General features: G+C 65.8%; 23 protein-coding genes. 12 read left to right on the top strand and 11 right to left on the bottom strand.

Annotated features, from left to right (window positions below; genetic code table 11):
• Positions 1–15 precede the first annotated feature (15 nt).
• The 7 genes from acpP (at position 16) to RDU24_RS05950 (ending at position 5,747) form a co-directional block, all read left to right on the top strand.
• On the top strand, positions 16–246 hold the full coding sequence (acpP, locus tag RDU24_RS05980; RefSeq protein WP_308734834.1) for an acyl carrier protein: 231 nt from the start codon (positions 16–18) through the stop codon (positions 244–246).
• 121 nt (positions 247–367) lie between these two features.
• Positions 368–1,606, top strand: coding sequence for a beta-ketoacyl-ACP synthase II (gene fabF / locus RDU24_RS05975; protein ID WP_308734833.1), 1,239 nt, complete (start codon positions 368–370; stop codon positions 1,604–1,606).
• 40 nt (positions 1,607–1,646) lie between these two features.
• The gene (glyA, locus tag RDU24_RS05970; protein ID WP_308734832.1) at positions 1,647–2,885 is read left to right on the top strand and encodes a serine hydroxymethyltransferase; all 1,239 of its coding nucleotides are present in this window, start codon (positions 1,647–1,649) and stop codon (positions 2,883–2,885) included.
• A 94-nt stretch (positions 2,886–2,979) separates the two neighbouring features.
• Positions 2,980–3,444 (top strand): deoxycytidylate deaminase, encoded by a 465-nt coding sequence (locus tag RDU24_RS05965; RefSeq protein WP_308734831.1) that lies wholly within the window; start codon positions 2,980–2,982, stop codon positions 3,442–3,444.
• Positions 3,410–4,570 carry a bifunctional diaminohydroxyphosphoribosylaminopyrimidine deaminase/5-amino-6-(5-phosphoribosylamino)uracil reductase RibD gene (ribD, locus tag RDU24_RS05960; protein WP_308734830.1) on the top strand — a complete coding sequence of 387 codons (1,161 nt, stop codon included), beginning with the start codon at positions 3,410–3,412 and terminating at the stop codon, positions 4,568–4,570. Before RDU24_RS05965 ends, ribD begins: the two co-directional genes overlap by 35 nt.
• A 2-nt stretch (positions 4,571–4,572) precedes the next feature.
• A complete protein-coding gene (locus RDU24_RS05955) occupies positions 4,573–5,250 on the top strand; it encodes a riboflavin synthase (RefSeq protein ID WP_308734829.1) in 678 nt (225 codons plus the stop codon).
• Positions 5,251–5,273: 23 nt separating this feature from the next.
• On the top strand, positions 5,274–5,747 hold the full coding sequence (locus RDU24_RS05950) for a hypothetical protein (RefSeq protein WP_308734828.1): 474 nt from the start codon (positions 5,274–5,276) through the stop codon (positions 5,745–5,747).
• A 9-nt stretch (positions 5,748–5,756) separates the two neighbouring features.
• Here the strand turns inward: RDU24_RS05950 and RDU24_RS05945 are convergent, their stop codons facing one another.
• From RDU24_RS05945 to RDU24_RS05920, 6 genes are all read right to left on the bottom strand, one after another.
• Positions 5,757–7,481 (bottom strand): diguanylate cyclase domain-containing protein, encoded by a 1,725-nt coding sequence (locus RDU24_RS05945; protein ID WP_308734827.1) that lies wholly within the window; start codon positions 7,479–7,481, stop codon positions 5,757–5,759.
• 212 nt (positions 7,482–7,693) lie between these two features.
• Entirely contained in the window at positions 7,694–8,032 is a 339-nt protein-coding gene (ilvN, locus tag RDU24_RS05940; protein ID WP_308734826.1) for an acetolactate synthase small subunit, read from the bottom strand.
• A 2-nt stretch (positions 8,033–8,034) separates the two neighbouring features.
• Positions 8,035–9,741, bottom strand: coding sequence for an acetolactate synthase large subunit (ilvB, locus tag RDU24_RS05935; protein WP_308734825.1), 1,707 nt, complete (start codon positions 9,739–9,741; stop codon positions 8,035–8,037).
• A 336-nt stretch (positions 9,742–10,077) separates the two neighbouring features.
• Positions 10,078–11,031, bottom strand: coding sequence for a chemotaxis protein (locus RDU24_RS05930; RefSeq protein WP_308734824.1), 954 nt, complete (start codon positions 11,029–11,031; stop codon positions 10,078–10,080).
• Positions 11,032–11,096: 65 nt separating this feature from the next.
• Positions 11,097–12,191, bottom strand: coding sequence for an N-acetylneuraminate synthase family protein (locus tag RDU24_RS05925; RefSeq protein WP_308734823.1), 1,095 nt, complete (start codon positions 12,189–12,191; stop codon positions 11,097–11,099).
• A gap of 2 nt (positions 12,192–12,193) precedes the next feature.
• On the bottom strand, positions 12,194–12,808 hold the full coding sequence (locus RDU24_RS05920; RefSeq protein WP_308734822.1) for a winged helix-turn-helix domain-containing protein: 615 nt from the start codon (positions 12,806–12,808) through the stop codon (positions 12,194–12,196).
• A gap of 439 nt (positions 12,809–13,247) precedes the next feature.
• Between RDU24_RS05920 and RDU24_RS05915 the strand changes: the two genes are divergently transcribed.
• The gene (locus tag RDU24_RS05915) at positions 13,248–14,975 is read left to right on the top strand and encodes a long-chain-fatty-acid--CoA ligase (RefSeq protein ID WP_308734821.1); all 1,728 of its coding nucleotides are present in this window, start codon (positions 13,248–13,250) and stop codon (positions 14,973–14,975) included.
• A gap of 47 nt (positions 14,976–15,022) precedes the next feature.
• Here RDU24_RS05915 and sigZ read toward each other — a convergent pair whose 3' ends face one another.
• Entirely contained in the window at positions 15,023–15,619 is a 597-nt protein-coding gene (gene sigZ / locus RDU24_RS05910; RefSeq protein ID WP_308734820.1) for an RNA polymerase sigma factor SigZ, read from the bottom strand.
• An 11-nt stretch (positions 15,620–15,630) separates the two neighbouring features.
• Complete coding sequence (gene arsM, locus RDU24_RS05905) at positions 15,631–16,422, bottom strand: arsenite methyltransferase (protein ID WP_308734819.1); 792 nt, start codon at positions 16,420–16,422, stop codon at positions 15,631–15,633.
• A 488-nt stretch (positions 16,423–16,910) separates the two neighbouring features.
• Between arsM and RDU24_RS05900 the strand changes: the two genes are divergently transcribed.
• The gene (locus tag RDU24_RS05900) at positions 16,911–17,105 is read left to right on the top strand and encodes a hypothetical protein (protein WP_308734818.1); all 195 of its coding nucleotides are present in this window, start codon (positions 16,911–16,913) and stop codon (positions 17,103–17,105) included.
• A 64-nt stretch (positions 17,106–17,169) separates the two neighbouring features.
• On the opposite strand, the gene RDU24_RS05895 is transcribed toward RDU24_RS05900, so the two are convergent.
• A complete protein-coding gene (locus tag RDU24_RS05895; protein ID WP_308734817.1) occupies positions 17,170–17,787 on the bottom strand; it encodes a peptidylprolyl isomerase in 618 nt (205 codons plus the stop codon).
• Between the two features lie 204 nt (positions 17,788–17,991).
• Here RDU24_RS05895 and RDU24_RS05890 point away from each other — a divergent pair, with 204 nt between their 5' ends.
• The 3 genes from RDU24_RS05890 to RDU24_RS05880 all read left to right on the top strand — a co-directional run bounded on the left by RDU24_RS05890 (position 17,992) and on the right by RDU24_RS05880 (position 21,921).
• Positions 17,992–18,927 carry a hypothetical protein gene (locus tag RDU24_RS05890; protein WP_308734816.1) on the top strand — a complete coding sequence of 312 codons (936 nt, stop codon included), beginning with the start codon at positions 17,992–17,994 and terminating at the stop codon, positions 18,925–18,927.
• Between the two features lie 9 nt (positions 18,928–18,936).
• Entirely contained in the window at positions 18,937–20,943 is a 2,007-nt protein-coding gene (locus RDU24_RS05885) for a CHASE2 domain-containing protein (protein WP_308734815.1), read from the top strand.
• Positions 20,944–21,012: 69 nt separating this feature from the next.
• Complete coding sequence (locus tag RDU24_RS05880; protein ID WP_308734814.1) at positions 21,013–21,921, top strand: hypothetical protein; 909 nt, start codon at positions 21,013–21,015, stop codon at positions 21,919–21,921.
• Between the two features lie 78 nt (positions 21,922–21,999).
• Here RDU24_RS05880 and RDU24_RS05875 read toward each other — a convergent pair whose 3' ends face one another.
• Together RDU24_RS05875 and RDU24_RS05870 are read right to left on the bottom strand one after the other, a co-directional pair.
• Positions 22,000–23,415 carry a cobyrinate a,c-diamide synthase gene (locus RDU24_RS05875; RefSeq protein WP_308734813.1) on the bottom strand — a complete coding sequence of 472 codons (1,416 nt, stop codon included), beginning with the start codon at positions 23,413–23,415 and terminating at the stop codon, positions 22,000–22,002.
• Between the two features lie 106 nt (positions 23,416–23,521).
• Complete coding sequence (locus RDU24_RS05870; RefSeq protein WP_308734812.1) at positions 23,522–23,764, bottom strand: dissimilatory sulfite reductase D family protein; 243 nt, start codon at positions 23,762–23,764, stop codon at positions 23,522–23,524.
• Positions 23,765–23,785 lie beyond the last annotated feature (21 nt).

The following is a 23,785-nucleotide window of genomic DNA, read 5'->3' as shown; positions in this document are numbered from 1 at the left end:
CCTTTTGGAGGGAATATGTCTGTAGCCGAGAAAGTTAAAGCCATTGTCGTTGAGCAGCTGGGCGTGTCCGCCGACGAAGTGAAGCCCGAGGCCTCCTTTGTCGAAGACCTGGGCGCCGACTCGCTGGACCTCACCGAGCTGATCATGGCCATGGAAGAGGCCTTCGACATCGAGATCGACGACGAAGAGGCCCAGAAGATCCTGAAGGTCAAGGACGCCATCGAGTACATCGAGAAGAACAAGTAGGAAGGCCGCCCTCTGGGCCGCCTTATCTCCTTAGACCTGTCCGGAGCGCTCCCGGCCCGCGCGCCTGCGGAGCGCTCCGTCTTTTCCCGCCAGGGATGAACCCGAACCACGGACTTTGCCCATGAACAGGGTTGTCGTCACGGCTTTGGCCGCCATCACCCCCCTTGGAAACGATCTTGAGACCAGCTGGACCAACCTGCTGGCCGGGAAGAGCGGCATCGCCAGACTCTCGAGCTTCGACGCCACCGGCCATGACACGCAGATTGCGGGCGAGGTCAAGGATTTCGACCCGTCCAAGTACATCAACCCCAAGGCCGCGCGGCGCATGGAGAAATTCACCCAGTACGCCATTTCCGCCTCCAAGATGCTCATGGAGCAGGCCGGCTGGAGCATTCCGCCGGAGGAGGCCCACCGCGCCGGAGTCATCATCGGCGTCGGCCTGGGCGGGCTCGAAGGCATCGAGACCCAGCACAAGAAGCTCGTGGAAGCCGGTCCCGGGCGCATCAATCCGTTTTTCATCCCCACCATCATCGCCAACATGGCCGCGGGCATGGTCTCCATCGAGCACGGCGCGCGCGGAGCAAACATCTGCACCACCACGGCCTGCGCTTCGGGCACCCACGCAGTGGGCAGCGCCTTTTCCGAGATCAAGCTCGCCCGCAACGACGTCATGATCTGCGGCGGGGCCGAGAGCACCATCACGCCCCTGGCCTTCGCCGGGTTCAACGCCATGAAGGCGCTCTCCACCCGCAACGACGACCCGGAGCATGCCTCCCGCCCCTTCGACAAGGAACGCGACGGCTTCATCATGGGCGAGGGCTGCGGCCTGCTGCTGCTGGAGAGCCTGGAGCACGCGCAGAAGCGCGGCGCCACCATCCTGGCCGAAGTGGTGGGAGCCGGCGCCAGCGGCGACGCCTACCACATGGCCGCCCCGCCCGAGGACGGCTCCGGCGCGGTCATCGCCATGCGCAAGGCCATTGAGGAAGCGGGCATTGAGCCCAGCCGCGTGGACCACATCAACGCCCACGCCACCTCCACCCACTTGGGCGACCTGGGCGAGACCCGGGCCATCAAGACCGTGTTCGGCGACCACGCCAAGGACATCGCCATCTGCGGCAACAAGAGCCAGATAGGCCACCTGCTGGGCGCCGCCGGCGGCGTCGAGGCGGTGTTCAGCGTCATGGCCCTTCACACCGGCATCATCCCCGGCACCGTGAACCAGATCACCCCGGACCCGGAGTGCGACCTGGACTACGGCGCGGGCGGCGCACGCCAAAAGCAGGCCGAGTTCGCGCTGTCGAACTCGTTCGGCTTCGGCGGCACCAACGCCTGCATGCTCTTCAAGCGCTACGAAGGCTAAGGCCCAGCACGCACAACGGACTTCACGAGGAACCAACGCCATGGAAGAACTTTTCATTCAGGACCCGGAAATAGCCTCCGTCATCGCCGGGGAAATCGACCGCCAGGTGGGCGGCCTTGAGCTCATCGCCTCCGAGAACTTCGTCTCCACGGCCGTGCGCCAGGCCGCCGGCAGCGTGCTGACCAACAAGTACGCCGAAGGCTACCCGAGCAAGCGCTACTACGGCGGCTGCGAGTTCGTGGACCAGGCCGAGGATTTGGCCCGTGACCGCGCCAAGCAGCTCTTCGGCTGCGACTACGTCAACGTGCAGCCGCACTCCGGCTCCCAGGCCAACATGGCCGTGTACTTCGCCGCGTGCAAGCCCGGCGACACCGTGCTCGGCATGAACCTGGCCCACGGCGGGCACCTGACCCACGGCAGCCCGGTGAACTTCTCCGGCAAGCTGTTCAACATCGTCTCCTACGGCGTCAACAAGGACACCCAGACCATCGACTACGACGAGCTGGAGAAGATCGCCAAGGAGAGCAAGCCCAAGATGATCATCGCGGGCGCCAGCGCCTACCCGCGCACCATCGACTTCAAGCGCTTCCGCAAGATCGCCGACGAGGTCGGGGCCGTGCTCATGGCCGACGTGGCGCACATCGCGGGCCTCATCGCCACCGACCTGCACCCCACCAGCATCGGTCAGGCCCACTACACCACCACCACCACCCACAAGACCCTGCGCGGCCCCCGCGGCGGCATGATCCTGTCGACCGAGGAGCTGGGCAAGGCGCTCAACTCCAACATCTTCCCCGGCATCCAGGGCGGCCCGCTCATGCACATCATCGCGGCCAAGGCCGTGGCCTTCGGCGAGGCGCTGCAGCCCGGCTTCAAGCAGTACCAGGAGCAGGTGGTCAAGAACGCCGGCGCGCTGGCGGGCTACTTGAAGGACGCCGGGTTCGACCTGGTCTCCGGCGGCACGGACAACCACCTCATGCTGGTGGACCTGCGCAGCAAGAAGATCACCGGCAAGGACGCCCAGGCGGCGCTGGAGAAGGCGGGCATCACGGTGAACAAGAACGGCATCCCGTTCGACACCACGCCGCCCACCATCACCTCGGGCATCCGCATCGGCACCCCGGCCATGACCACCCGCGGCATGGTCGAAGAGGACATGCAGGCCGTGGCCGAGGCCATCACCGCCGCCCTTGAGAACATGAACGACGACACCGTGCTGGACGAGATCCGCCTCGAGGTGGAAGACTTCGCGCGCGAGTTCCCCCTTTTTGCCTGGTAGACAGGCCTGGTAATCGACCATCCCCGCCACCCGGCCTGAAGCGAGGGCTTCGGGCCGGGCGGCGAGAACCAACGGCTTCGGGAGGCTTTGGCAGATGAACGACCGCGTCCCCTGGCCCATCTATTTCATGCGCATCGCCCACCTGGTGGCCGAGCGCTCCACCTGCCTGCGCCGCCGTGTGGGCGCCGTTGCCGTGCGCGACAAGCGCATGATCGCCACCGGCTACAACGGCACCCCCACCAACGTCGCCCACTGCGCCGAGGTCGGCTGCATCCGCGAGCGCATGCAGATCCCCTCGGGCCAGCGCCATGAGCTGTGCCGCGGGCTGCACGCGGAGCAGAACGTCATCATCCAATGCGCGCTGCACGGGCTCTCGCTGGCCGGGGCGGAGATCTACTGCACCACCGAGCCGTGCCTCATCTGCACCAAGATGCTCATCAACTGCCAGGTCAAGGCCATCTATTTCGCGGAAAGCTACCCGGACGAACTGGCCAACGACATGCTCAAAGAAGCGGGGGTGGAACATGCCTACCTGCCTGGAGACTACCGGTCCGCATGACCGGTTCATGCTGCGCGCGGCCAGACTGGCCCTGCGCGGACGCGGCTCGACTGCTCCGAACCCCTGCGTGGGCGCGGTGCTGGCAAAAGACGGAGAGATCAAGGCCGAGGGCTGGCACAAGGCCTGTGGCGGTCCGCACGCCGAGGTGGAATGCCTGGCCGACGCGCGCGCCAAGGGCGTGGACCCTTCCGCCTGCACCCTCTACGTGACCCTTGAGCCCTGCAACCACCAGGGCAAGACCCCGCCCTGCACCAAGGCCATCCTGGACGCCGGGATCAAGCGCGTCGTCGTGGGCTGCGCCGACCCCAACCCGCACGTGACGGGCGGCGGGGCCAAGGCCCTGCGCGCCGCCGGAGTCGAGGTCGTCCTGGGCGTGCAGGAAGCCCTGTGCCAGGACCTCATCGACGAGTTCCGCATCTGGCAGACCACCAACCGCCCCTACTCCATCCTGAAAATGGCGAGCACGCTGGACGGCAAGATCGCCGCGCGCGGCGGCCGCCCCCAACCCGTGAGCTGCCCGGAATCCCAGGCCGACGTGCACAGGCTGCGCGCCCAGGTCCAGGCGGTCATCGTGGGCGGCAACACTTTTTACGGCGACAACCCCCAGCTCACCTGCCGCCTGGACGGCGACGGCGTGCTGAAAGGCTTCTGCCAGCCCCTGGCGGTGGTGGTCACCAGCACCCTGCCCAAGGCCTACTCCACCTTCAACCTGCTGCGCCAGCGGCCCGAGCAGGTGCTGTTCTGGACCAGCGAGTACTCGGCCAAGACCCCGCTGGCCGACGAGCTGCGCGAGCGCGGCACGCTCATCTGGGGCCTGCCGGAGATGCGCCTTGGCAACGGCGAGGGCCTGGACTTCGCCGGGGCTTTCGCGCGGCTGCGCCAGGACTTCGGCTGTTACCGCACCCTGTGCGAGGGCGGCGGCCAGCTGGCCCTCTCCCTTGCGCGCCAGCAGCTGGTGGACGAGTTCGTGCTGTACCTGGCCCCGCGCGTGCTGGGCGATGCCGAGGGCAAGAGCCTGTTCGCGGGCGACGCCGTGCAGAGCATGGACGAGACCCTGAACTTCCGCCTGGCCGTGGCCGATTCCTGCGGCCAGGACCTGAAATTGACCTACAAGCCCCGGAGCTAGAGATGTTCACTGGATTGGTGCAGGGCATGGGCCGCGTGGAGAGCACGGAGAAGGGCGGCGCGCGCGGCGGCGAGACCCGGCTCAAGATACGCGCCCTGTTCGACCTGCCGAAAATCGTGCTTGGCGAGTCCATCGCCGTCAACGGCGCCTGCCTGACCGTTGAAACCTTCGGCGAGAACTGGTTCACCGTCTACGCCAGCGCCGAGACCCTGGCCCACACCAGCCTGGGGGGCTTGAAGACCGGCGCCGCGGTGAACCTGGAGCGCGCCCTGGCCCTGGGCGACCGCCTGGGCGGCCACCTGGTGAGCGGGCACGTGGACTGCCTGGCCACCGTGAGCGACATCAAGCCCGCCGGCGAGAGCCGCGTCTATACCCTCGCCTTCCCGGCGGAATACGGCCCCCTCGTGGTGCCCAAGGGCTCCATCACGCTCGACGGCATCAGCCTGACCGTGAACGACTGCGGGCCGGAGTTCCTGTCCGTGAACATCATCCCGGCCACCCAGCGCGAGACCACCATCTCCGGCTGGACCCCGGGCACCAAGGTGAACATGGAGACCGACCTCATCGGCAAGTACGTGCGCAACATGATCGGGCCTTGGCTCGCGGCTGGCGGCCACGGCTCGAAGGGCGGGCCCGCTTCCACGCTCAGCATGGACTTCCTGCGCGAGCACGGGTTCTAGCTCCCGCACAAAGGAGGCACCCCATGAAGTTTTCGGCGCTCCTCCTCTCCCTGGCGCTCTGCGCCGCCCTCGGCGGCTGCATCGGCGTGGGAACCCTGCGGCCCGACGCCGACAGCTCCGGCGAGCTGACCATCGCGCCCGACAGCAAGGTCAAGACGGACGCCTCGGGCGATGTCACCTTCATCCCCCAGGGGCTGACCATGCCCTACCCCGAGAGCCCGGAAACGGTGTTCCAGGCGGCGCAGACCGCCCTGCGCCTGATGGGCCTTGACGTGGTCGAGGTGGACCCGTCCAGGCACTACATCCTGGCCGAGCATGGCCTGAGCGCCTTCTCCAACGGCGAGAACGTGGGCGTGTACTTCGCGCCGCAGCAGGGCGGCACCCTGGTCACGGTGACCAGCAAGGCCAAGACCCCCACCAACCTCTTCGTGCCGGACCACTCAAAGGGCGTGCACGAGCGCCTGAGCGCCGTGCTTGCGGCCAAGCTGCGGCACTAGGCCGCACCCTCACCCGGCCGACAGGCAGACGCTGGAGGAGCGCGTGCTCCTGCCCTGCTCCTTGGCCCGGTACATGGCCTGGTCCGCGAGGCGCAACAGCGACTCCACGTCCTCGCCGTCCTGGGGGAACAGGGCTATGCCCAGGCTGAAAGAGACGGGCACGGCAGCGTCTCCCAGGCTGAAGGCGGGCGCAAGCGCCGTCAAAACCTTCGCGGCGATGCCCCTGGCGTCGTTCATGTCGTTGACCTCCGGCAGAATGAAGACGAATTCGTCGCCCCCCACCCTGGCCATGGTGTCAGACTTGCGCAGCAGGTCGCGCAGCCTGTCGGCCACGGCCCGCAACACGCTGTCGCCCGCGGCGTGGCCCAAGGTGTCGTTGATCTCCTTGAAGCGGTCCACGTCCATGACCATGAGCGCCAGGAGCTTGCCGCTGCGCCTCGCCCGCATCAGGTCGCGCTCCAGGCGCTCGTGGAACAGCGCCCGGTTCGGCAAGTCGGTCAGGGGGTCGTAGTAGGCCAGGTGCCGGATGGTCTCCTCGGCCTTGCGGCGGCTGGTCACGTCCTCCAGCATCAGCACCAGGCCCAGGGAACCCTGCAGGCCCTTTATGCCAGAGGCCCGGGCCTGGATCAGCTTCGTCCCTCCCTCCCCGGCGTCGTGCTCGAAGCTGAAGAGGTGGTCCAGCCCCAGCCGCAGCTTGGGCAGGCACGCATCGAAGCGGTCCGCCTTGCCCAGGTGCAGCTCCCGAAGGTTGCGCCCCAGCACCTCGGCCTGGGGAACGTTCAGGATAGCCTCGGCGGCGGGGTTGAAGTAGACGATGTTCAGCTCGGCGTCCGTGGCAGCGATGCCTATGGAGATGGACGTGCGCAGGATGCTGTCGAGATACATGGTCTTCTCGGACAACTGGCGGATGGCCCGGTCCAGCTCCGTGCTCTGCACCTTGACGACGCTCTTGAGCGAATCAATGTACTTGCTCTCCATGCCCCGGACCAGGTCGGTCTGGGTGGCCACCCCGACAACGCACCCCTGGTCGTCCACCACCACCACACGGCGCACCTGCTTCTCGAGGAGCACCTCGACCATGTGGAAGACCGCCTCGTCCTCATGCATGGTGATCACCGGGCTGCTCATGACCTCGCCCACGAGCAGCGGATTCATCTCGCTCATGACGCCGAGGAGCCGGGGCACGTCGCGCTCGGTGAACACGCCCACGGGCCGCCGGTCCTCGATGACCACCAGCAGGCTCACCTTGAGGCGGGCCATCTCGCGGATGGCGTCCTCCACGGTGCAGGAGCGGGAAACGGTGTGCACCTTGCGGCTCATGATCTGGGACACGTTCTTGACCTTGACGTAGTACTCGTAGCCGAGGTGCATGATCATGTCCGACTGGGTGACCATGCCGATGGCCCGTCCGTCATCGCCAAGCACCACCAGATGCCGGATGTTGTTCCCGGCCATCACCTGGAAGGCCTCAAAGAGACAGGTGTCCGCGCTGGTCGCCAGCACGTTCGCGGACATGACCTCGCTGATGGGCAGCGTTTCGAAGTGGACGCCCTTTTCGGACACGCAACGCACCACGTCGCGCTCGGTGAAGATGCCCACGGCGCGCTCTTCCCGCAGCACGCAGATGGAGCTGATCTTGCGTTCACGCATGATGGCGAGGGCCAAGGACACCCGCACATCCTCGCTGACCCCCACGATATTCCTGCAATACACGTCACGAACCGTCTTGCGCATTTCTCCCCCTCGGCCTTTCGTTGGCCACCAGCGATTTTGCGTGCGAGCACTTACTTTCATCGCGGGGCATGGCTCTCCACTCCGACTGGCCCGGCGGAGGAACAGCCCCCCGCGTGCCTGCCAGCCCGCTCCATTCCGACCGCTACATTCCGTCCGCTACATTCCGTCCGCTACATTCCGGCCCCTACATTCCGGCCCCTACATTCCGGCCCCTACATTCCGGCTTCGGCGCACGGCCCGGCCTGTTCCCACCCTGCCATGCACTCGTCCATGCGCGAGAGCGCGCTCTGGTCGGCCTCAAAGGCCAGGACCTCCAGCACGTCGTGCAGCTTGCGCACCTGGCGGATCATCTGGCCGAGCCGGTCGTCGGCGTGGACCACCAGCCAGATGCGGCTCGTATCACCGCCCTGCTGGGGCGTCACCAGGATGCCCTCCACGTTGAAGGCGCGCCGGGCGAACAGCCCGCACACATGGCTCATGACGCCGGGGTGGTTGTTCACCGTGAGCCGCAGGGCCATGAAGCCGTTGGTTCCGATTCCGTTCGCGCCCATGGCTAGTTCCCTCCCTTTTCTGTGCACGTTTCCCCGCCGATCATGTCTATGTTGGCCGCCCCCGGGGGCACCATGGGATACACGTTGTCCTCCGCCTGCACCGGCACGCGCACCAGGCACGGCCCCTCGCGCTTGAGCGCGCGCTCCAGGTCGGCCATGGGGTCGCGGCTCTCGTTCAGGTCCAGCGCCCGCACGCCGAAACCCTCGGCGATCTTCACGAAGTCGATGCGCACCCGGTAGTCCGAGCCGAAGATGCGCCGCCCGTAGAACAGGTCCTGCTGCTGCTGCACCAGGCCCAGGCCGCCGTTGTCGGCCAGCACCACGGTGACGTTGACGCCGAGCTCGGCCGCTGTGGCCAGCTCCTGGATGTTCATCTGGAGGCTGCCATCGCCGCTGAAGCAGACCACCGGCCGAGCCGGGTTGGCCAGGGCCGCGCCGATGGCCGTGGGCAGGCCGAAGCCCATGGTGCCGAGCCCCCCGGAGGTCAGCCAGGCGCGGGGCTTCAGGTCCGGGTAGGCCTGGGCCGCGCGCATCTGGTGCTGGCCCACGTCCGTGACCACGATGGCGTCCTGCCCCAGCAGCTCGCCGGTGACGCGCACCAGGCCGTAGGGCGTGAGCGGGTTGTCCAGGCCGGGAAAAGTGTGCGGGTTGGCGGCCTTGCACTCGGCAACGCGGGCCAGCCAGGCGGCCCGGTCGTTCTCCTTTCCGTTGGCGCCCACAAGCGGCAGCAAGGCCGCGAGGGACGCTCCCACGTCGCCGGTGATGCCGAGGTGCGCCACCTTGAGCTTGTCCAGCTCGCTCTGGTCGATGTCCATATGGATGAGCCTGGCCGCCGGGCAGAAGCGCTCCAGCCGCCCGGTGGCGCGGTCGTCCAGGCGCGCCCCGGCCACGATCAAGAGGTCGCACTCCTCCAGCAGGATGTTGGCCGCGCGTGTGCCGTGCATGCCGAGCATGCCGAGGTTGAGCGGGTGGGCGTCGGGCAGGATGCCCAGGCCGAGCAGCGACATGGTGGAGGGCAGGCTCGCGGCCTCGGCGAGCGCCCGGGCGGCGGCGGAAGCCCCGGAGGCGGCCACCCCGCCGCCGAGCATGAGGATGGGCCTGCTGGCCTGGCCGATCATCTGCGCGGCCTGGCTGATGGCCTGGGCGTCGGGGGCCTCCACGGGGTCTGGCTGGGCGGGCTCGGGCAGCTCGCGCAGGCTTACGCGGGCGGTCTGCACGTCCTTGGGGATGTCGACCAGCACCGGCCCGGGCCGGCCCGACGACGCGATGCGGAAGGCCTCGGGGATGACGTGGACCAACTCGTCCACGCTGCGCACCAGAAAGTTGTGCTTGGTCACGGGCAGGCTCATGCCGTAGATGTCCACCTCCTGGAAGGCGTCGGTGCCGATGAGGGAGCTGGGCACCTGGCCGGTGATGCAGATGATGGGCACGGAGTCGAGCTTGGCGTCGGCGATGGCGGTGAGGGTGTTGGTGGCGCCGGGGCCGGAGGTGGCGAAGAACACGGCGGGCGCGCCGGTGGTGCGGGCCATGCCCTGGGCCATGAAGCCCGCGCCCTGCTCGTGCCGGGCCAGGATGTGGCGGATCTGGCGGCTTGCGCCCAGCGCGTCGTACAGGGGCAGGTTGGCCCCGCCGGGAATGCCGGGAATGCGTTTCACGCCCTGGCGCTCCAGCAGCCGGATCACAAGTTCCGCGCCGTTTCCTTCAAACATGGGTCACCTCCCGTGGGTGCCCCGTGTGCGGCTGGTGCGGACCTTGCGCTCCCCCCGGAAACGCGAAACCCCCGCCAGCGCGCGCCGACGGGGGTTTTGGTTGCCTTGAAAAGGACCTGGACCGCTACGACACGCGTCTGCCTACGACTCCTACGACGACGACAACGTCGACGCGGAGGGCCTGGGCTAGGCTCATGCGGGCGGCGGCGGTGCGGTTCATGTCATGGGTCTCGCAGGTTGCGGGTTTGGTTCGTGATTTCTGCCTAACGCCGAAAGTCCGGGTTCGTCAAGCCCCCCTGCCGACAAAAAATCGGCCCGGGCGAAAAGTGCGCCGGGCTACCCCGCCCGTCTCTTTTCTATGATCTCGCGCACCTGGGTGGTGAGCCCGCCGAACTCGGGCTTGGTGATCTGGGCGTCGGCCCCGACGCTCTGGCCCTTGTGCAGCAGCGCGGGCGAAATGAGCGAGGAGAAGAGCACCACGGGCAGGCGCGAGAGCTCGCTGTCGGCCTTGATGTTGCGGGTGAGGGTGTAGCCGTCCATGCGCGGCATCTCCACGTCCGAGATCACGGCGTCCAGCAGGCCGGTGATGGGCGTCTTCCGGCTGGCGGCCTCGGCCTTCAGGTCCACGAGGAAATTCCAGGCGTCCTCGCCGTTGCCCTTGGCCTCCACCTCGAACCCGGCGCTCTCGAAGTTGCGCTTGAGCAGGAAGCGCACCGAGGTCGAATCGTCCACCAGGAGCACGCGCAGGGGCCGCTCCTCGTCCTTCTGCTCCACGTGGTCCGGCAGGTCGATGGTCACCGCGCCAAGCTCCACCAGGGCGCGCTCCAGGTCGAGCAGCAGGGCGAAGTGCTCGCCCAGGCGCACGGTGCCGGTGATGCAGTTGCCGGGCAGGTCCGCCAGCATGCGGCTCGGGGGTTCCACCTCGGCCCAGCCCACGCGGTGGATCATGGTCACGCCGGAGACGAGGAAGCCCGAACGCACGCCGTTGAACTCGGTGACGATGACGGTCTCGTGCGCGGTGGGCACGCGGCTCACGCCGAGCCAGATGGAGAGGTCCACCACGGGCAGGACCATGTCGCGCAGGGGGATGACACCGAGAAAGCTCGGATGGGGTGACGAGGCGGAAGGCTCAAGCTTGTCCGAGGCCTCGATGATCTCGAGCACCTTGGCCACGTTGACGCCGAAGTAATGGGGTTCGGGCTTGCCGTCTGGGCCGGGCTCCAGCAGATAGAGCTCGATGATCTCGAGCTCGTTGGTGCCGCTTTCCAGCAGGATGCTCGTCTGATTCATGGCATGCGCTCCCTGGGCTCACGGGCTTGAAGCCCGGTGCGTTGCCTGAACCCGCGCGGCGACGTCTATGTAGACGAGGAGGCCGCCCGCGCCGCTGCGCCGCTGATGCCCAAGGTTTCCCACTGCAGGGGTTCCTCGTGCTTGACGGGCCGCAGCAGCACCGCGCCCAGCACCTCGTCCCAGTGAGCCGGGGAAATGCCGTCCAGCGGGCTGCGCGTGGTCAGGTCGGCAGACGTTAGCACATGCCCGGCGGGAAGGTCACGCGAGAAGACAAGACACTTGCGAAGTTTTTTCGCCGCCGCCAGCTCCTCGGGGAAGACCTTCTTGCCCTTGAGGACCATGGCCTGTTCCACCTCGCGCACCATGCGCACCAAAAGCGCCAGCTCGTCGGGCTCAAGGGAGGCCTTGTGGTCCGTGCCGGTCTGGCCCTTGTCCAGGGTGAAGTGGCGCTCGATGACGCAGGCGCCGAGCGCGACCGAGGCCACGCTGGGGGCAAGCCCGCGCTCGTGGCCGGAATAGCCCACGGGCAGGTTGTAGCGCTCCCGCAGGGCGTCCATCACCGGCAGGCCGATCTGTTCTTCGAGGCAGGGATAGGAGCTGTTGCAGTGCAGCAGCACCAGGTCGTCGTGATAGGAGCGGATGAGCGCGACCGCGGCGTCGATCTCCTCCAGGCTGCTCATGCCCGTGGACAGGATCACCGGCAGGCGGGTGGCGGCCACGCGGCGCATGAGCGGCACGTTGACCAGGTCGGCGGAGCAGACCTTCAGAAGCTCCACGTCGAGGGCGAGCATCTCGTCCAGGCTGACCTCGTCCCAGGCCGAGGCGAAGAACACCAGGCCGAGGGATTCCGCCAGGGCTTTCAGCTCGGCCATTTGCGAGGCCTCAAGCTCCAGCGCCAGGCGGTGCGCGCCATAGGTGGGGCCGAAGCTGTTGGCGCCGCCGTAGGGTGCCTCGCGCCCGCTGCGGGTCAGCAGGGACTCCAGGTGCCGCTTCTGGAACTTCACGGCCTGCACGCCGGCCTTGGCGGCCTCTTCGACCATGCGCCGAGCATGATCCATCTCGCCCTGGTGGTTGTTGCCCACCTCGGCCACGATGAAGCAGGGCTGCCCCTGCCCGATGCGCAGTCCAGAACGGGTGGTGACGTAGGGAGAGTTAGCCATGCTCACAGCCTCACGATTTCGAGCCCGCGCTTCTGTGCCACAGGCTGCAGTTGCTGATATATTTCATCCTGGCGGCCGAAGGACGTGATGACCACGCATTGGCAGTCCACGTGGTCCAGCACCAGGGGCGATGACACAACGTAGCCGTGGAAGATGGAGCCGTGCTTCTCGTGGTCGGTGTCGACCACGGCCACCACCATGAAGGCGGTGTCACGCAGGGCGGAGAGCACCACCTCGCAGGTTTCCGAGGCCCCGAACAGGACGATCTTCTTGCGCCCGCGCCGCTCCAGGCTGCGCAGCTTGGAGAGGATGAAGTCCTTGATGTTGGTGTACAGGCGGATGGTTTCGCTGGAATAGTCGGAGAACATCTGTCTGCGGCTCTTCTCGCCGCCGCTGGTCAGCACGTAGCGATAGCTCTTGCCGTTCACCGGGCGGTACTCGATGAGATTCTGCTCCTGCAGGAGCTTCAGGTACTGGTTGACCATGGCGCCGGAGAGCTTGAGCCGTTTGCCCAGCTCAATCTGCGACAGCGCGGAGTCCTGGGACAGGGAGTTCAGGATGGCGAGCACCCTGGTTTCCTTGCTTGGCTTGATGTATTTTCCGTCAGCGAGCAGCATGTTCATTCACCCAATGGTTGGTGCGATGCGTTCAAACCGGTCCCTTGCAGGCAATCCCGGTCCGGAAGAGTCTGCCGTCGCGGAATTGCGTTAAGCTTTTTGCAATCCTCGCGCCAAGTCTGCACGGATCATTCAGCCAGTCAATGATTTCACGCCTCCACCCGCAACAGGCTCTACGGTACCTTTATCCGCACCAGGCAAGTATTGTCAACATCCCGGCGGGAATTGGCGACCTTATGACACTGGGGCAGGAATCTTCAACATTTCGCAAAATCATTCATGGACACAATGAAAGATCGGATTTTTTCACACAATCTTTACCTCACGCACGGGCCTGCCCTCGGGGTTCGCATTTCCCCTTGCCTCAAGTCTGGCCGCCCCCTATACTCCTTTGGCGCCTCAAGGCGTCCTTGCATCTCCCCCCCCAAGAGGTTGGTTCATGCCCGATATTCAGCGCCCCTGGCTTGCCCACTATGACCCGGAAGTGCCACACACCTTTACCGCGTCGCCGAGGCCCGTGCACTCGCTGCTCGAAGACGCCGCAAAGCAATGGCCCGACCGGACCGCGCTGATCTTCCAGAACCTGAGCATCACTTACTCCCGGCTGAACAGGCTCTCGTCGCTTTTGGCGGCCAACCTCCGCAAGCAGGGGCTCAAGCGGGGCGACCGCGTGGCCGTCATGCTGCCCAACACCCCGCAAGCCGTCATCGCCTACTGGGGCGTGCTGCGCGCGGGCGGCACCGTGGTCTTCACCAACCCGCTCTATATGGAGACCGAGATCGTCCATCAGTTCCAGGACTCCGGCGCGCGCTTCCTGATCCTGCTGGACCTGCTCTGGCCCAAGATCGCGCCCCTGCGCGACCAACTGCCCATCGAAAAATATTTCGTCACCAGCATCAGCGACGGCCTGCGCTTCCCGCTGGGCCTGCTTTACCGCCTCAAGTGCTGGCGCGAGGGCCAGAAGTCCTCGGTGCCCGTGGACGATCCCAAAGTGCTGCCCTGGTCCGCCCTGCAGCGCGGCATCGGCGGCTACACCTGCGACAAGATCATCCCCGAGAAGGACCTGGCGCTCTTGCAGTACACCGGCGGCACCACCGGCCTGGCCAAGGGCTGCATGATCACCCACGCCAACCTCCAGGCCAATGCCAGCCAGGCCGTGGCCATGCTCCCGGGACTGTCCAAGGGCCACCAGATATTCCTCGGCGTGCTGCCCTTCTTCCACATTTACGGGCTCACCGTGTGCCTGAACCTGGCCACGGCCAAGGGCGCCACGCAGATCCTCTTTCCGCGCTTCGTGCCCGGCGACCTTCTGAAGGCCATCCAGAAGCACAGGCCCACGGCCTTCCCCGGCGCGCCCTCGGTGTACATCTCGCTGCTCCAGCAGAAAAACATCGCCGCCTACGACCTGTCCTCCGTCAAGTACTGCGTGTCCGGCTCCGCGCCCATGCCCGTGGAGTGGTTCGAGCAGTTCAAGAAAGTCACGGGCGCGCGCATCTGCGAGGGCTACGGGCTTTCCGAAGCCAGCCCGGTGACGCACATCAACCCGCTGGACGGCGTGGCCAAGCACGGCTCCATCGGCCTGCCGGTGCCCGGCACCGACGCCAAGATCGTGGACCAGGACCTGGGCGGCCCGGCCCTGCCCCCGGGCAAGATGGGCGAGCTGGTCATCCGCGGCCCGCAGGTCATGGCCGGGTACTACAACCGGCCCGACGAAACCGCCGACGTGCTCAGGAACGGCTGGCTCTACACCGGCGACATCGCCTACATGGACGAGGAAGGCTACTTCTTCATCGTGGACCGCAAGAAGGACCTCATCATCAGCGCCGGGTACAACATCTACCCCCGCGAGATCGACGAAGTGCTGCACCAGCACCCGAAGATCCAGGAAGCCGTGTCCGTGGGCGTGCCCTGCGACGCGCGCGGCGAGGTGGTCAAGGCATACGTGGTGGTCAAGTCCGGCGAGACCCTGGCCAAGGCCGACGTCATCGCCTTCTGCCGCAAAAAGCTGGCCGGCTACAAGGTGCCCCGGCACGTGGAGTTCCGCGAAAGCCTGCCCAAGACCATGGTCGGCAAGGTGCTGCGCCGCGCCCTGCGCGCCGAGGAAAACGAACGCGCCAAGGCCTGCGGCGTGCCCCCCGTGGTGGACGACACCAGCTCAGAGGGCTGAGCTCCCACAAAAAATCAAGAAGGCCCCGCCAACCGACGGGGCCTTTTCTATTTCTGGAACTTGCGCAGCCCTGTTTCCTGGCCGCACTGCGGGCAGCCCTTGGGCTTGACCGTATAGTCCATGATGCTCCCCCTGGCGTCCAGTTCCAGGTGGCAGCAGTCCTCGATCATCCGCCTGACCAGGAGACGTCCGCGCAGGACCCTGGACTTGACCGCGGCAAGGGATATGCCCAGACGTTGCGCCACCTCCCGTTGCTTCAGGCCTTCCAGGTCGGCCAGGACCAGCGCCAGACGGAGCTTCTCCGGCAAGGCGGCGATCATGGGACTCAGGCAGGCGCCCACGTCCTCCAATTGGCCGTTGGTCCCCTCCTGTCTGTGGTCGGCCGGGTCCCCGGCCAGATCCTCAGGAAGCTCCTGCGTGGGCCGTTTGCCGCGGAAGTGGTCCGTCACCGCGTTGCGCGCCACGGTGAACAGCCAGGCCCGCAAATTGTCCATCCGCTGCACGGACCCCAGGCCCGCAAGCATCTTGAGAAACACGTCCTGCAGGATGTCCTCGGCCTCGGGCGCGCCGCGCACCCGCTTCAGAATGAAGGACTTGAGCACGCCCCGGTGCTCCTGCCAGACGGCTTCCGGAGTCTGCACCATGCGCTTCCCCCCTAGGCCTTGACCGCCTCGAGCACCGCCGAGGCCACAACCCCGCCCAGACCCAGGCCGGGGAACATCGTGTCCATCATCTGGGCGCTTGCGGGGTTCACGCGGATGGAGACCTGCGCAAACCCCGCCTGGCGCATCATCTCCTCCAGCGCCTCAACCCGCGCCGCGCCAGCCAGGCACTCGGCATGGAGCATGACGTTCGCCCGGAGGTCCTCGGGCATATCCGCCACGGCCACGATGTCCGTGATGGCCAGCCTGCCCCCGCTTTTCAGCACCCGAAACGCCTCACGGAACACCTGTGCCTTGTCCGTGCTCAGGTTGATGACGCAATTGGACAACACGACGTCGGCCTCGGCGTCGGCCACGGGCAGATGCTCGATCTCCCCCAGGCGAAAGGTGACGTTGGTGAACCCGGCAGCCGCCGCGTTTCTCCTGGCCTTCTCCACCATCTCCGGCGTCATGTCCACGCCGATGACACGACCTGCCGCGCCCAACTGCCTCGCGGCAAGGAAGCAGTCGAAACCGCCGCCGCTCCCCAGATCCACCACCACCTCGCCCGGTGTAAGCGCCGCAATGGCTTGCGGGTTGCCGCAGCCAAGGCCCATGTTGGCGCCCTCCGGAACGCTTTGCAGCTCCTCTTCAGAATAGCCGACCGAGATGGCCAGCGCCCCGGACGTGGCCGTGTTGTGCGGGCTGCAGCACCCGCCGCCGCAACCGCAACCGGCAGCGCCGGAAAGTGCCGTCTCCGAGTAGCGCCTGCGAACCGCTTCCCTGATCTCGCTGTCCTTGCTCATATGCATGTCCTCGCCTCCCTGTGCCGCAGCAGCGGCATGATGTGTAGTGAAGACGGCAGAGGACGCAAAAGGATGCAACATTCTTCTCGCTGACGCTCAGCATACCACCACCTTGGGCAAACAGTCACCCCGCCTTCACGCTGCCGTCACACAGCCCAGGCATATTTTTCCGGCAGGCGGGCGCTTCCCTCGCCCGCGAGCCCCGGAGGCCATGGCCATGCCGCCCAGCCATAACCCCATCCGCAGAAGCGCAAGCCCGCCCGCTGATCCGCCAAGTTTCACCTGGAACGTTGAAATCTTGTTCCGAATGCGATTAACCTAATAACAATTCCTGACAAGAACCACATAGATATTAACATTTTTGATAATTATTTTGAGGCAGAGAAAGGCCTCTTCATCTGAATAAGCTTTATTCTTAATGGCATACAGAAGTTGGCGCGAATATTGCCTTAACGATCGCAGAAACCTTCCTTACCCCCGGAGGAAACATGGCACACCATACGAACACGCGCTTCCTGTCTCTCGTCAGCGAACCTGCCAGCCCCACCTTGTCCCCCACCCCGACCCACCCGGTGGGGCTGCTCTACACCATGTTGCGTCACGGGCGCGGCCTGTCCCACGAGGAAGCCCACCGCGTCAGCTACGAGTTCTTCGCGAGCAGCCAGTCCGAAAAGGCGGCCTAGGCCCAAAAATAAAGGCGGCCCCATGCGGGACCGCCTCGTTCATGCGTCGCGTGGGCCGCGTCGGCTATTCCGACAGCACCACGACCTTCTTGATGAGAATGGGCTTCAGGGGCACGTCGTCGTAGGGGCCGCGGCTGCCCGTGGCCACGCCCTTGATCTCGTCCACCACGCGCTTGCCGTCCACCACCACGCCGAACACCGCGTAGCCCCAGCCTTCCTCGGTCTTGCTGCGGAAATCCAGCGAGCGGTTGTCCTTCACGTTGATATAGAACTGGGCCGAGGCCGAGTGCGGGTCGGAGGTGCGGGCCATGGCGATGGTGTACAGGGAGTTCTTGAGCCCATTGTCGGCCTCGTTCCGGATGGGCGCGCCGGTGGGCTTTTCCTGCATCATGATGTCGAAGCCGCCGCCCTGGATCATGAAGCTGTTGATGACGCGGTGGAAGATGGTTCCATCGTAGTGGCCGCTCTTGGCGTACTTGAGGAAGCTGCCCACGGACTGCGGAGCCTTGTCCTTGAACAGTTGCAGCACGATGTCGCCCTTGGTGGTCTCGATCTTCACCAGGGTCTTGCCGGGCTGCGGGGTGGCCGCCGGGTTGCCCTGGGCCAGCGCCAGGCCGGACAAGGCGAGGGTCATCACGATCACCAGGGCCGCAGACAGGGCCGCGCGGAAAAGACGCTGCATCTCGCAAACTCCTTCTGTGAATGGTTCAGGCGCTCATCTGCGCCGCGTCAGCCTTCTACCAGACCTGGCCCGCCAGGGCAACGCCCGCCGGGCGTGGATTGGCCCCGGCGAGGTGGCTGCGCTGCCGAAAGACCCTTGGGGCGCATTGTCTTGAGCCCTGATCTGCGCTAGGATGCGCACGACCGCTCAACCCAGGAGGCCGCCATGAACCCACGCCCCTGCGCCACCCCTCGCCCCCTTCGCGCCATTGCCTGGGCGCTCTTCGCCCTGACGCTCTTGCCCTGCCTGAGCACCCCGGCCCAGGCCGCCGCAGCCCAGGCCGCCGCAGCCCAGGCCGACGCGCCCCAGGCCGCTTCTCCCCAAGCTGATGAAGACCGTGGCCTTGCCCCCGGCCCGGTGCGCCACGTCCTCGTCAAAGCCGTTGGCCAGGGCGTGGGCGCTGACGAGGCCGAACAGGACGCCCTGCACAGTGCGCGCCTGTTGGCCGCCAAGCACTACGCCGCCCTCGGCGGCGGCAACGCGCTGGACCTCTCGCCCCAGGGCATGCGGGTCATCGCCGCGCACAGCACCCCGCCCATGGGCCTGGCCTCGGTGCGCGCCGTGGTGCTGGTGGAGTTGCGGCTGAAGCCCCTGCCCGAGCCCCCGCCCGCAGCACTGGCCCTGCCTGTGCTGCAGATCGCCGCGGACAGCGCCCAGGTCCAGTTGCAGGCCAACCGCGCCTGCGAGGTCATGATCGCCGTGGACTCCGGCGCCGACGTGGAGGACGAGCTCCTGCCGGGCGGCGGTGGCGCGGCCTACCGGCTGGCTCCGGGCAAGCCCATGCAACAAAGCTTGCCCAAGTTCAGCGCCCCGGCCTCCCTGCGCGTGCTGGCCTGTACTGGCGGCCTCGCGGCCCCGGCCATAGCCCCCACCCTCGACGAGGCCCTGGGCAAGGCCCGCGCCGGCAAGCCCAAGCCGACCACCATGCAGGGCGTCGTCTCGGAATGCGTGGAGGTCAAGTCCGCGCTGCCGGGAGTTGCCACCAAGCCCACGCGCTCCATGCGCCAGAAGGGCTCCCAGTCGCCTGTGAACATGACCGGCGCCGCCGGGCGCGAGGGCGGCTTCCCCGTGCCTGGAACGCCCGGCAAGGACCTCCCGTAGGCGGCCCGGGTGTCCGGCCCCAAAGGCATCCTGTCGGCCAAGGCGCGCGGCCTGGCTGTGGGCGGCGCGCTGCTGGCCCTGTTTTGCGCGCTGCTCCTGGCCTTCCCCGCCGCCTTCACGCGCCTTGAGCTGTCCCTGTCCGACGTTCGCTTCCGGCTGGCCGCCCGCCCGCTGCCCAACCCGGACATCGTGTTCCTGGACATCGACGACGACTCCGTGCGCCTGTTCGGCAAATGGCCGCTTGCCCGCTCTGCCCACGCCAAGGTGCTGGACATCCTGACGGACTGCGGCGTCGACCTGGTCGCCTACGACATCGTGTTCCACGGCCCGTCGGCAGATGGACAGGGCGGCGACAAAGGCTCCGCCGAGGACGCCGCCCTCGAGGCGGCCATCGTCCGCAATGGCCGGGTTGTGCTCCCGGTGGGGGTGGGACTGGTCACTGAAAATGAAGTGGTGCGCCTGACCCCGGAGGCTGACGACCTGCCGCTCCTGCCCTCGCTGCTGCCGCCAGGCCAGCTGCACGTGCCGGACCTGCGCCAGGCCGAGCGGACCTTCCTGCCCCTGGCGCGGCTCTCGCGCCACAGCCTGGGCCTGGGCCACGTGGCCGCCACCCCGGACGCCGACGGCGTGTTCCGGCGCATGCCGCTCTACGTGGGCTATCACGGGCAACTGCTGCCCTCCCTGGCGCTGACCGCCGTGCTTCGCCGCCTGGACGCAACGGCCCAGGCCCGCCCCGGCCAGCTCGACATCACCTGGGCAGGCGGAGCGCGCAACGGAGTGACGACCCAGGCCGGGTCGATCAGCGTGCCGACCGATGCCGAGGGGCTGCTGCCGGTGAACCTCGCCGCGCCCTGGGGCCAGGGGTTCTGGCACCTGTCCTACGCGGAGGTGCTGGAGTCCGCCGCCGACCCCGCGCGCATGGCCTTCCTGAGCGAAGGCCTCAAGAACAAGATCGTGCTGGTCGCCCTCGCCGCCTCCGGCACCACGGACATCAAGGCCACGCCGCTCTCCCCGGCAGAGCCCCTGGCGACGCTGCACGCCAACCTCATGAACACCATCCTCTCCCGCAGCTTCCTGCGCCAAGCCCCGGCCTGGCAGTCCAGCGCGCTTACAGCCTGCTTCCTGGCGCTGCTGACCCTGCTCTACCTGCGCCTGCCCATCCGGCTGTTCCTGCCGGTGAGCCTGGGCACGGCGGCCCTCTGCCCCGCCACCGCCCTCGGCATCTACGCGTCCACAGGCCTGGCGCTGAACCTCACGGCCAGCACCCTGGCCTGCCTGACCTTCACCCTCGGCCTGCTGGCCGATGGCCTGGCCCGCACCGCCCGCGACAGCGCCCGCCAAAAGCGCATGCTCGAAGCCTATTTCTCCCCCAGCATCGCCCGGCAAATCCTTGCCTCCGGCACGGACATTATGGAAGGCCGCGGCGTGGACCTGTCCATCCTGTTCTCCGACATCGCAGGGTTCACGGCCATGAGCGACCGCATGGAACCCGCCGAGGTGCAACGCTTCCTGGGCGAGTACCTGGAGGAGATGACTGCCTGCATCTTCAGGCACGGCGGCGCGGTGGACAAGTTCATGGGCGACGGCATCATGGCCTTCTTCGGCTATCCGGAGGCGCCCGGCGTCGACAGCGTGGAAAACGCCCGGCGCTCCGCCGTGGCCGCCGTGTCCGCAAGCGTGGACATGCAGGCCGCGCTCAAACGCCTGAACGCCCGCTGGCGCGCCCAGGGCCGCCACGAGATCCAGATCCGCATCGGCGTCAACACCGGCCACTGCGTGGTGGGCGACATGGGCTCCCGCACGCGACGCGAGTTCACCCTCCTCGGCCGAAACGTCAACCTCGCCCAACGCCTGGAATCCAACGCGCCCAAGGGCGGGGTGCTGCTCTCCGCCCGCACCGCCGCCCTCGTGCACGACCACTTCAACCTCAACGAACCCACACGCATCAAGGTCAAAGGCTTCGACCAGGAAGTCGAAGTCGTCAGCGTGCAGTTGCCAGAGGGCGACGGCGTATGAATCGCACAGGCCAGACCTGTGCCGCTAAGACGATGACCTTAATGCTCTGGATGAGGCACAACCAGTAATATGAAAAGCAATCCTGAGGAACGCTCATGGTATGACCGTCTCAGCTTCAAGGCAGAAACGACACTGTTCGAACCTTTAGATGAAATTCCAGGAAATGAAGACTGGCGGAAAGATGGTGCACTGCCCACACTGACGCCTTTCAGAGCATCGCTCTGTTGCCTTTGGGTGGCAAGCGTTGTTGGAGTTTGGTTCATCGTTGACCGTCTGTTGAACACACATCCACATTCCGCAACTATACTTGTTAGCTGGCTTGTGGCATATGATATTTTGTCTGTATCTGTATTTATATTATATATTCTCCACAAACTTCCAATCTACTTTATTAAGCGCAAGCACAAAATTGCGCTTGGCGAATGGCGACGCATGCGGGCGCAAGCCTACATTGACTCCGTCACGCCACAACACGAGAAAATTATTTATATCGAGCGATTTGACGCACCATCACAACTTTATTTTCAAGAATTTCTCTTTTTAGCACTGATGTTGTATTGCACAATCAATATATATGAGAATGCCGCTCAATTTTATGCGCTACTAATTGTATTTATCATACTTGCTGTTCATCAGATTATATTTCATACATCTTTGCTTCTCAACTACATCAATGGGTTTTTCGTATTAACTGAATCTAGGCTTGCCGTTAAAAGCGGAATGCATGCGACACGAACAGTTTGCATTAATCTGACTGACATTTCAGAAACAAGATTAAACTATTCTTACGGCATTTGGTCTCCGAAAATTGCGCATTTATGTGTTAAGTCGATTGGGCAAGACTTCAACTTCGGCTACTCGATCTACAACCGTGGCTACCGCATACATCAGTTGCTAAAAACACAAATCGCTATAGCTCGAGAGAAAGCTGGGCTACAACCTTTGGTTGTCGAAAGCGATTGGCTCAAGCATCCTTAGAGACAATAGCAAATCCTGGAATCCCCATAATCCATTCTCTTCATCGGCACGGTGGTGCCCCCGCACCCCGCCTGGAGGCTATTGGCCTTTCTGCTGCTGCCAGGCCAGGGCGGCGCGGACGAAGTTTGGTGCCCAGTGCGGGGTGCCGAGGGCGTGGATGTGGGTATAGGAGGCGAAGGTGTTGTTGCTGACGAGGCCGTCGCGTTTGCCGATCATGCCTTGGCCGCGCAGCATCTTGAGGGCTGTGGGCGGCGCGAGGGTGGGCAGCGCGGGGTCCATGCAGGCGGAGTAGTGGAACTCGTGCCCGGTGATGTGCGCGCCGAGGGGGTGGAAAGGGTTTTCGACCTCCACGAGGGCCTCGACGTAGCCCAGGCCCTGGGGCCGGGGGCAAAGGCGCGTGGCCAGGGAGAAGACTCCGGCCAGGCTGTGCGCGCTTTGATCCGCGCCGCTGCCGAGGGTCAGGCTTTCGCAGAGGTACATGAAGCCGCCGCATTCGGCGTAGATGGGCAGCCCGGCCAGGGCCAGGGCGCGCACGCGGTCGCGCACGGCGGTGTTGGCGGAGAGCGCCTCCGCCTGGGTTTCGGGGAAGCCGCCGCCCAGGTACAGGCCGTGGATGTCCGGCCAGGGCTCGTTTGAGAGCAGGCTCAATGGGTGAAGCCTGGCCCCGGCGCGTTCCAGCGCCTGGAGATTTTCGGGGTAGTAGAACCACAGGGCGGCGTCGAACACGTAGCCGATGACCGGGGCTTTCGCCGGCGCGCAAACCGGCTCGGGCCAGGGCACGGGCTCTGCCGCTGTTTGGGCGGGCGCGCCGCGGGCAATTTCGAGCACGCGGTCGAGGTCCACGCAGGCCTCGATGGTGTCGGCGATGGCGTCGAGCGCCTGTTCGCGGCCGGAGTGTTCCTGGTCGGACACAAGGCCCATGTGGCGTTCGGGGATGGGGTTGCTGCTGCTTTTGGGCAGCGCGCCCAGGACCGGTACCCCGGCCAGGCCCTCGATGCACTCTTTCAGGATGCCGCGATGGCGCTCGCCCGCGGTGCGGTTCAGGATGACCCCGGCGAGGTTCAGGCCGGGCTCGAAGGCGCGGCACCCGGCCACTATGGCGGCGGCGGTGCGGGTCATCTTGGTGGCGTCGAGCACGAGGATCACGGGTGCGGAAAGCTGGCGCGCCAGCTCGGCGGTGGAGCAGGTGCCCTCGAAATCCTTGCCGTCGAACAGGCCGCGATTGCCTTCCACGATGGAGATGTCGGCCTTCGCGGCCTTCTCCTGGAACAAGCCGGCCACGACGGCCTGCGGCAGCAGGAAGGGGTCGAGGTTGCAGGCGGGCGAACGCGCGGCGTGGGAAAGCCAGGAGGCGTCGATGTAGTCCGGGCCTTTCTTGAAGGGCTTGACGGACAGGCCGCGGCGGGCGAACGCGCGGCAGATCCCGGCGGAGACGAAGGTCTTGCCCGAGCCGCCGGAAAGTCCGGCCAGGATGATGCGGGGAAAGGCTGTCATGTGGCTTTGGCCTGGGTGGTGCGGCGCATTTGCTTTTGCAAACGAGAAAAGCCTTGCCCATTATCTGGGCAAGGCCCCTCGAACTAAGCTTTGAGGCTGGAGGAGTTTAGTCCTCGCCGTCGGCGTGTTTGCCGGCGCCAGCCAGGCCGTACATGGAGGTACTGCCGCTGGACCAGAACACGAGGACTTCCTCGTTGATCATCTGGGTCAGGATCTTCTTCACGTCGCGGCCCTTCTCTTCGGGGAAGAGGGCGGTGAAGTCGTTGAAGTAGAACTTGCTCTTGCTCTTGGCCTTGGAGTTGCAGAACTCGATGATCTTGGCCTTGGCTTCTTCGTAAACGAGCGCCATGGTGTTGCCCCTTTTTGTTGT

Source organism: Humidesulfovibrio sp., assembly GCF_031082295.1.
Taxonomy (GTDB): Bacteria; Desulfobacterota; Desulfovibrionia; order Desulfovibrionales; family Desulfovibrionaceae; genus Humidesulfovibrio.
Note: the sequence above shows the minus strand (reverse complement) of the source record. Positions and strands in the feature narration are given on the sequence as shown.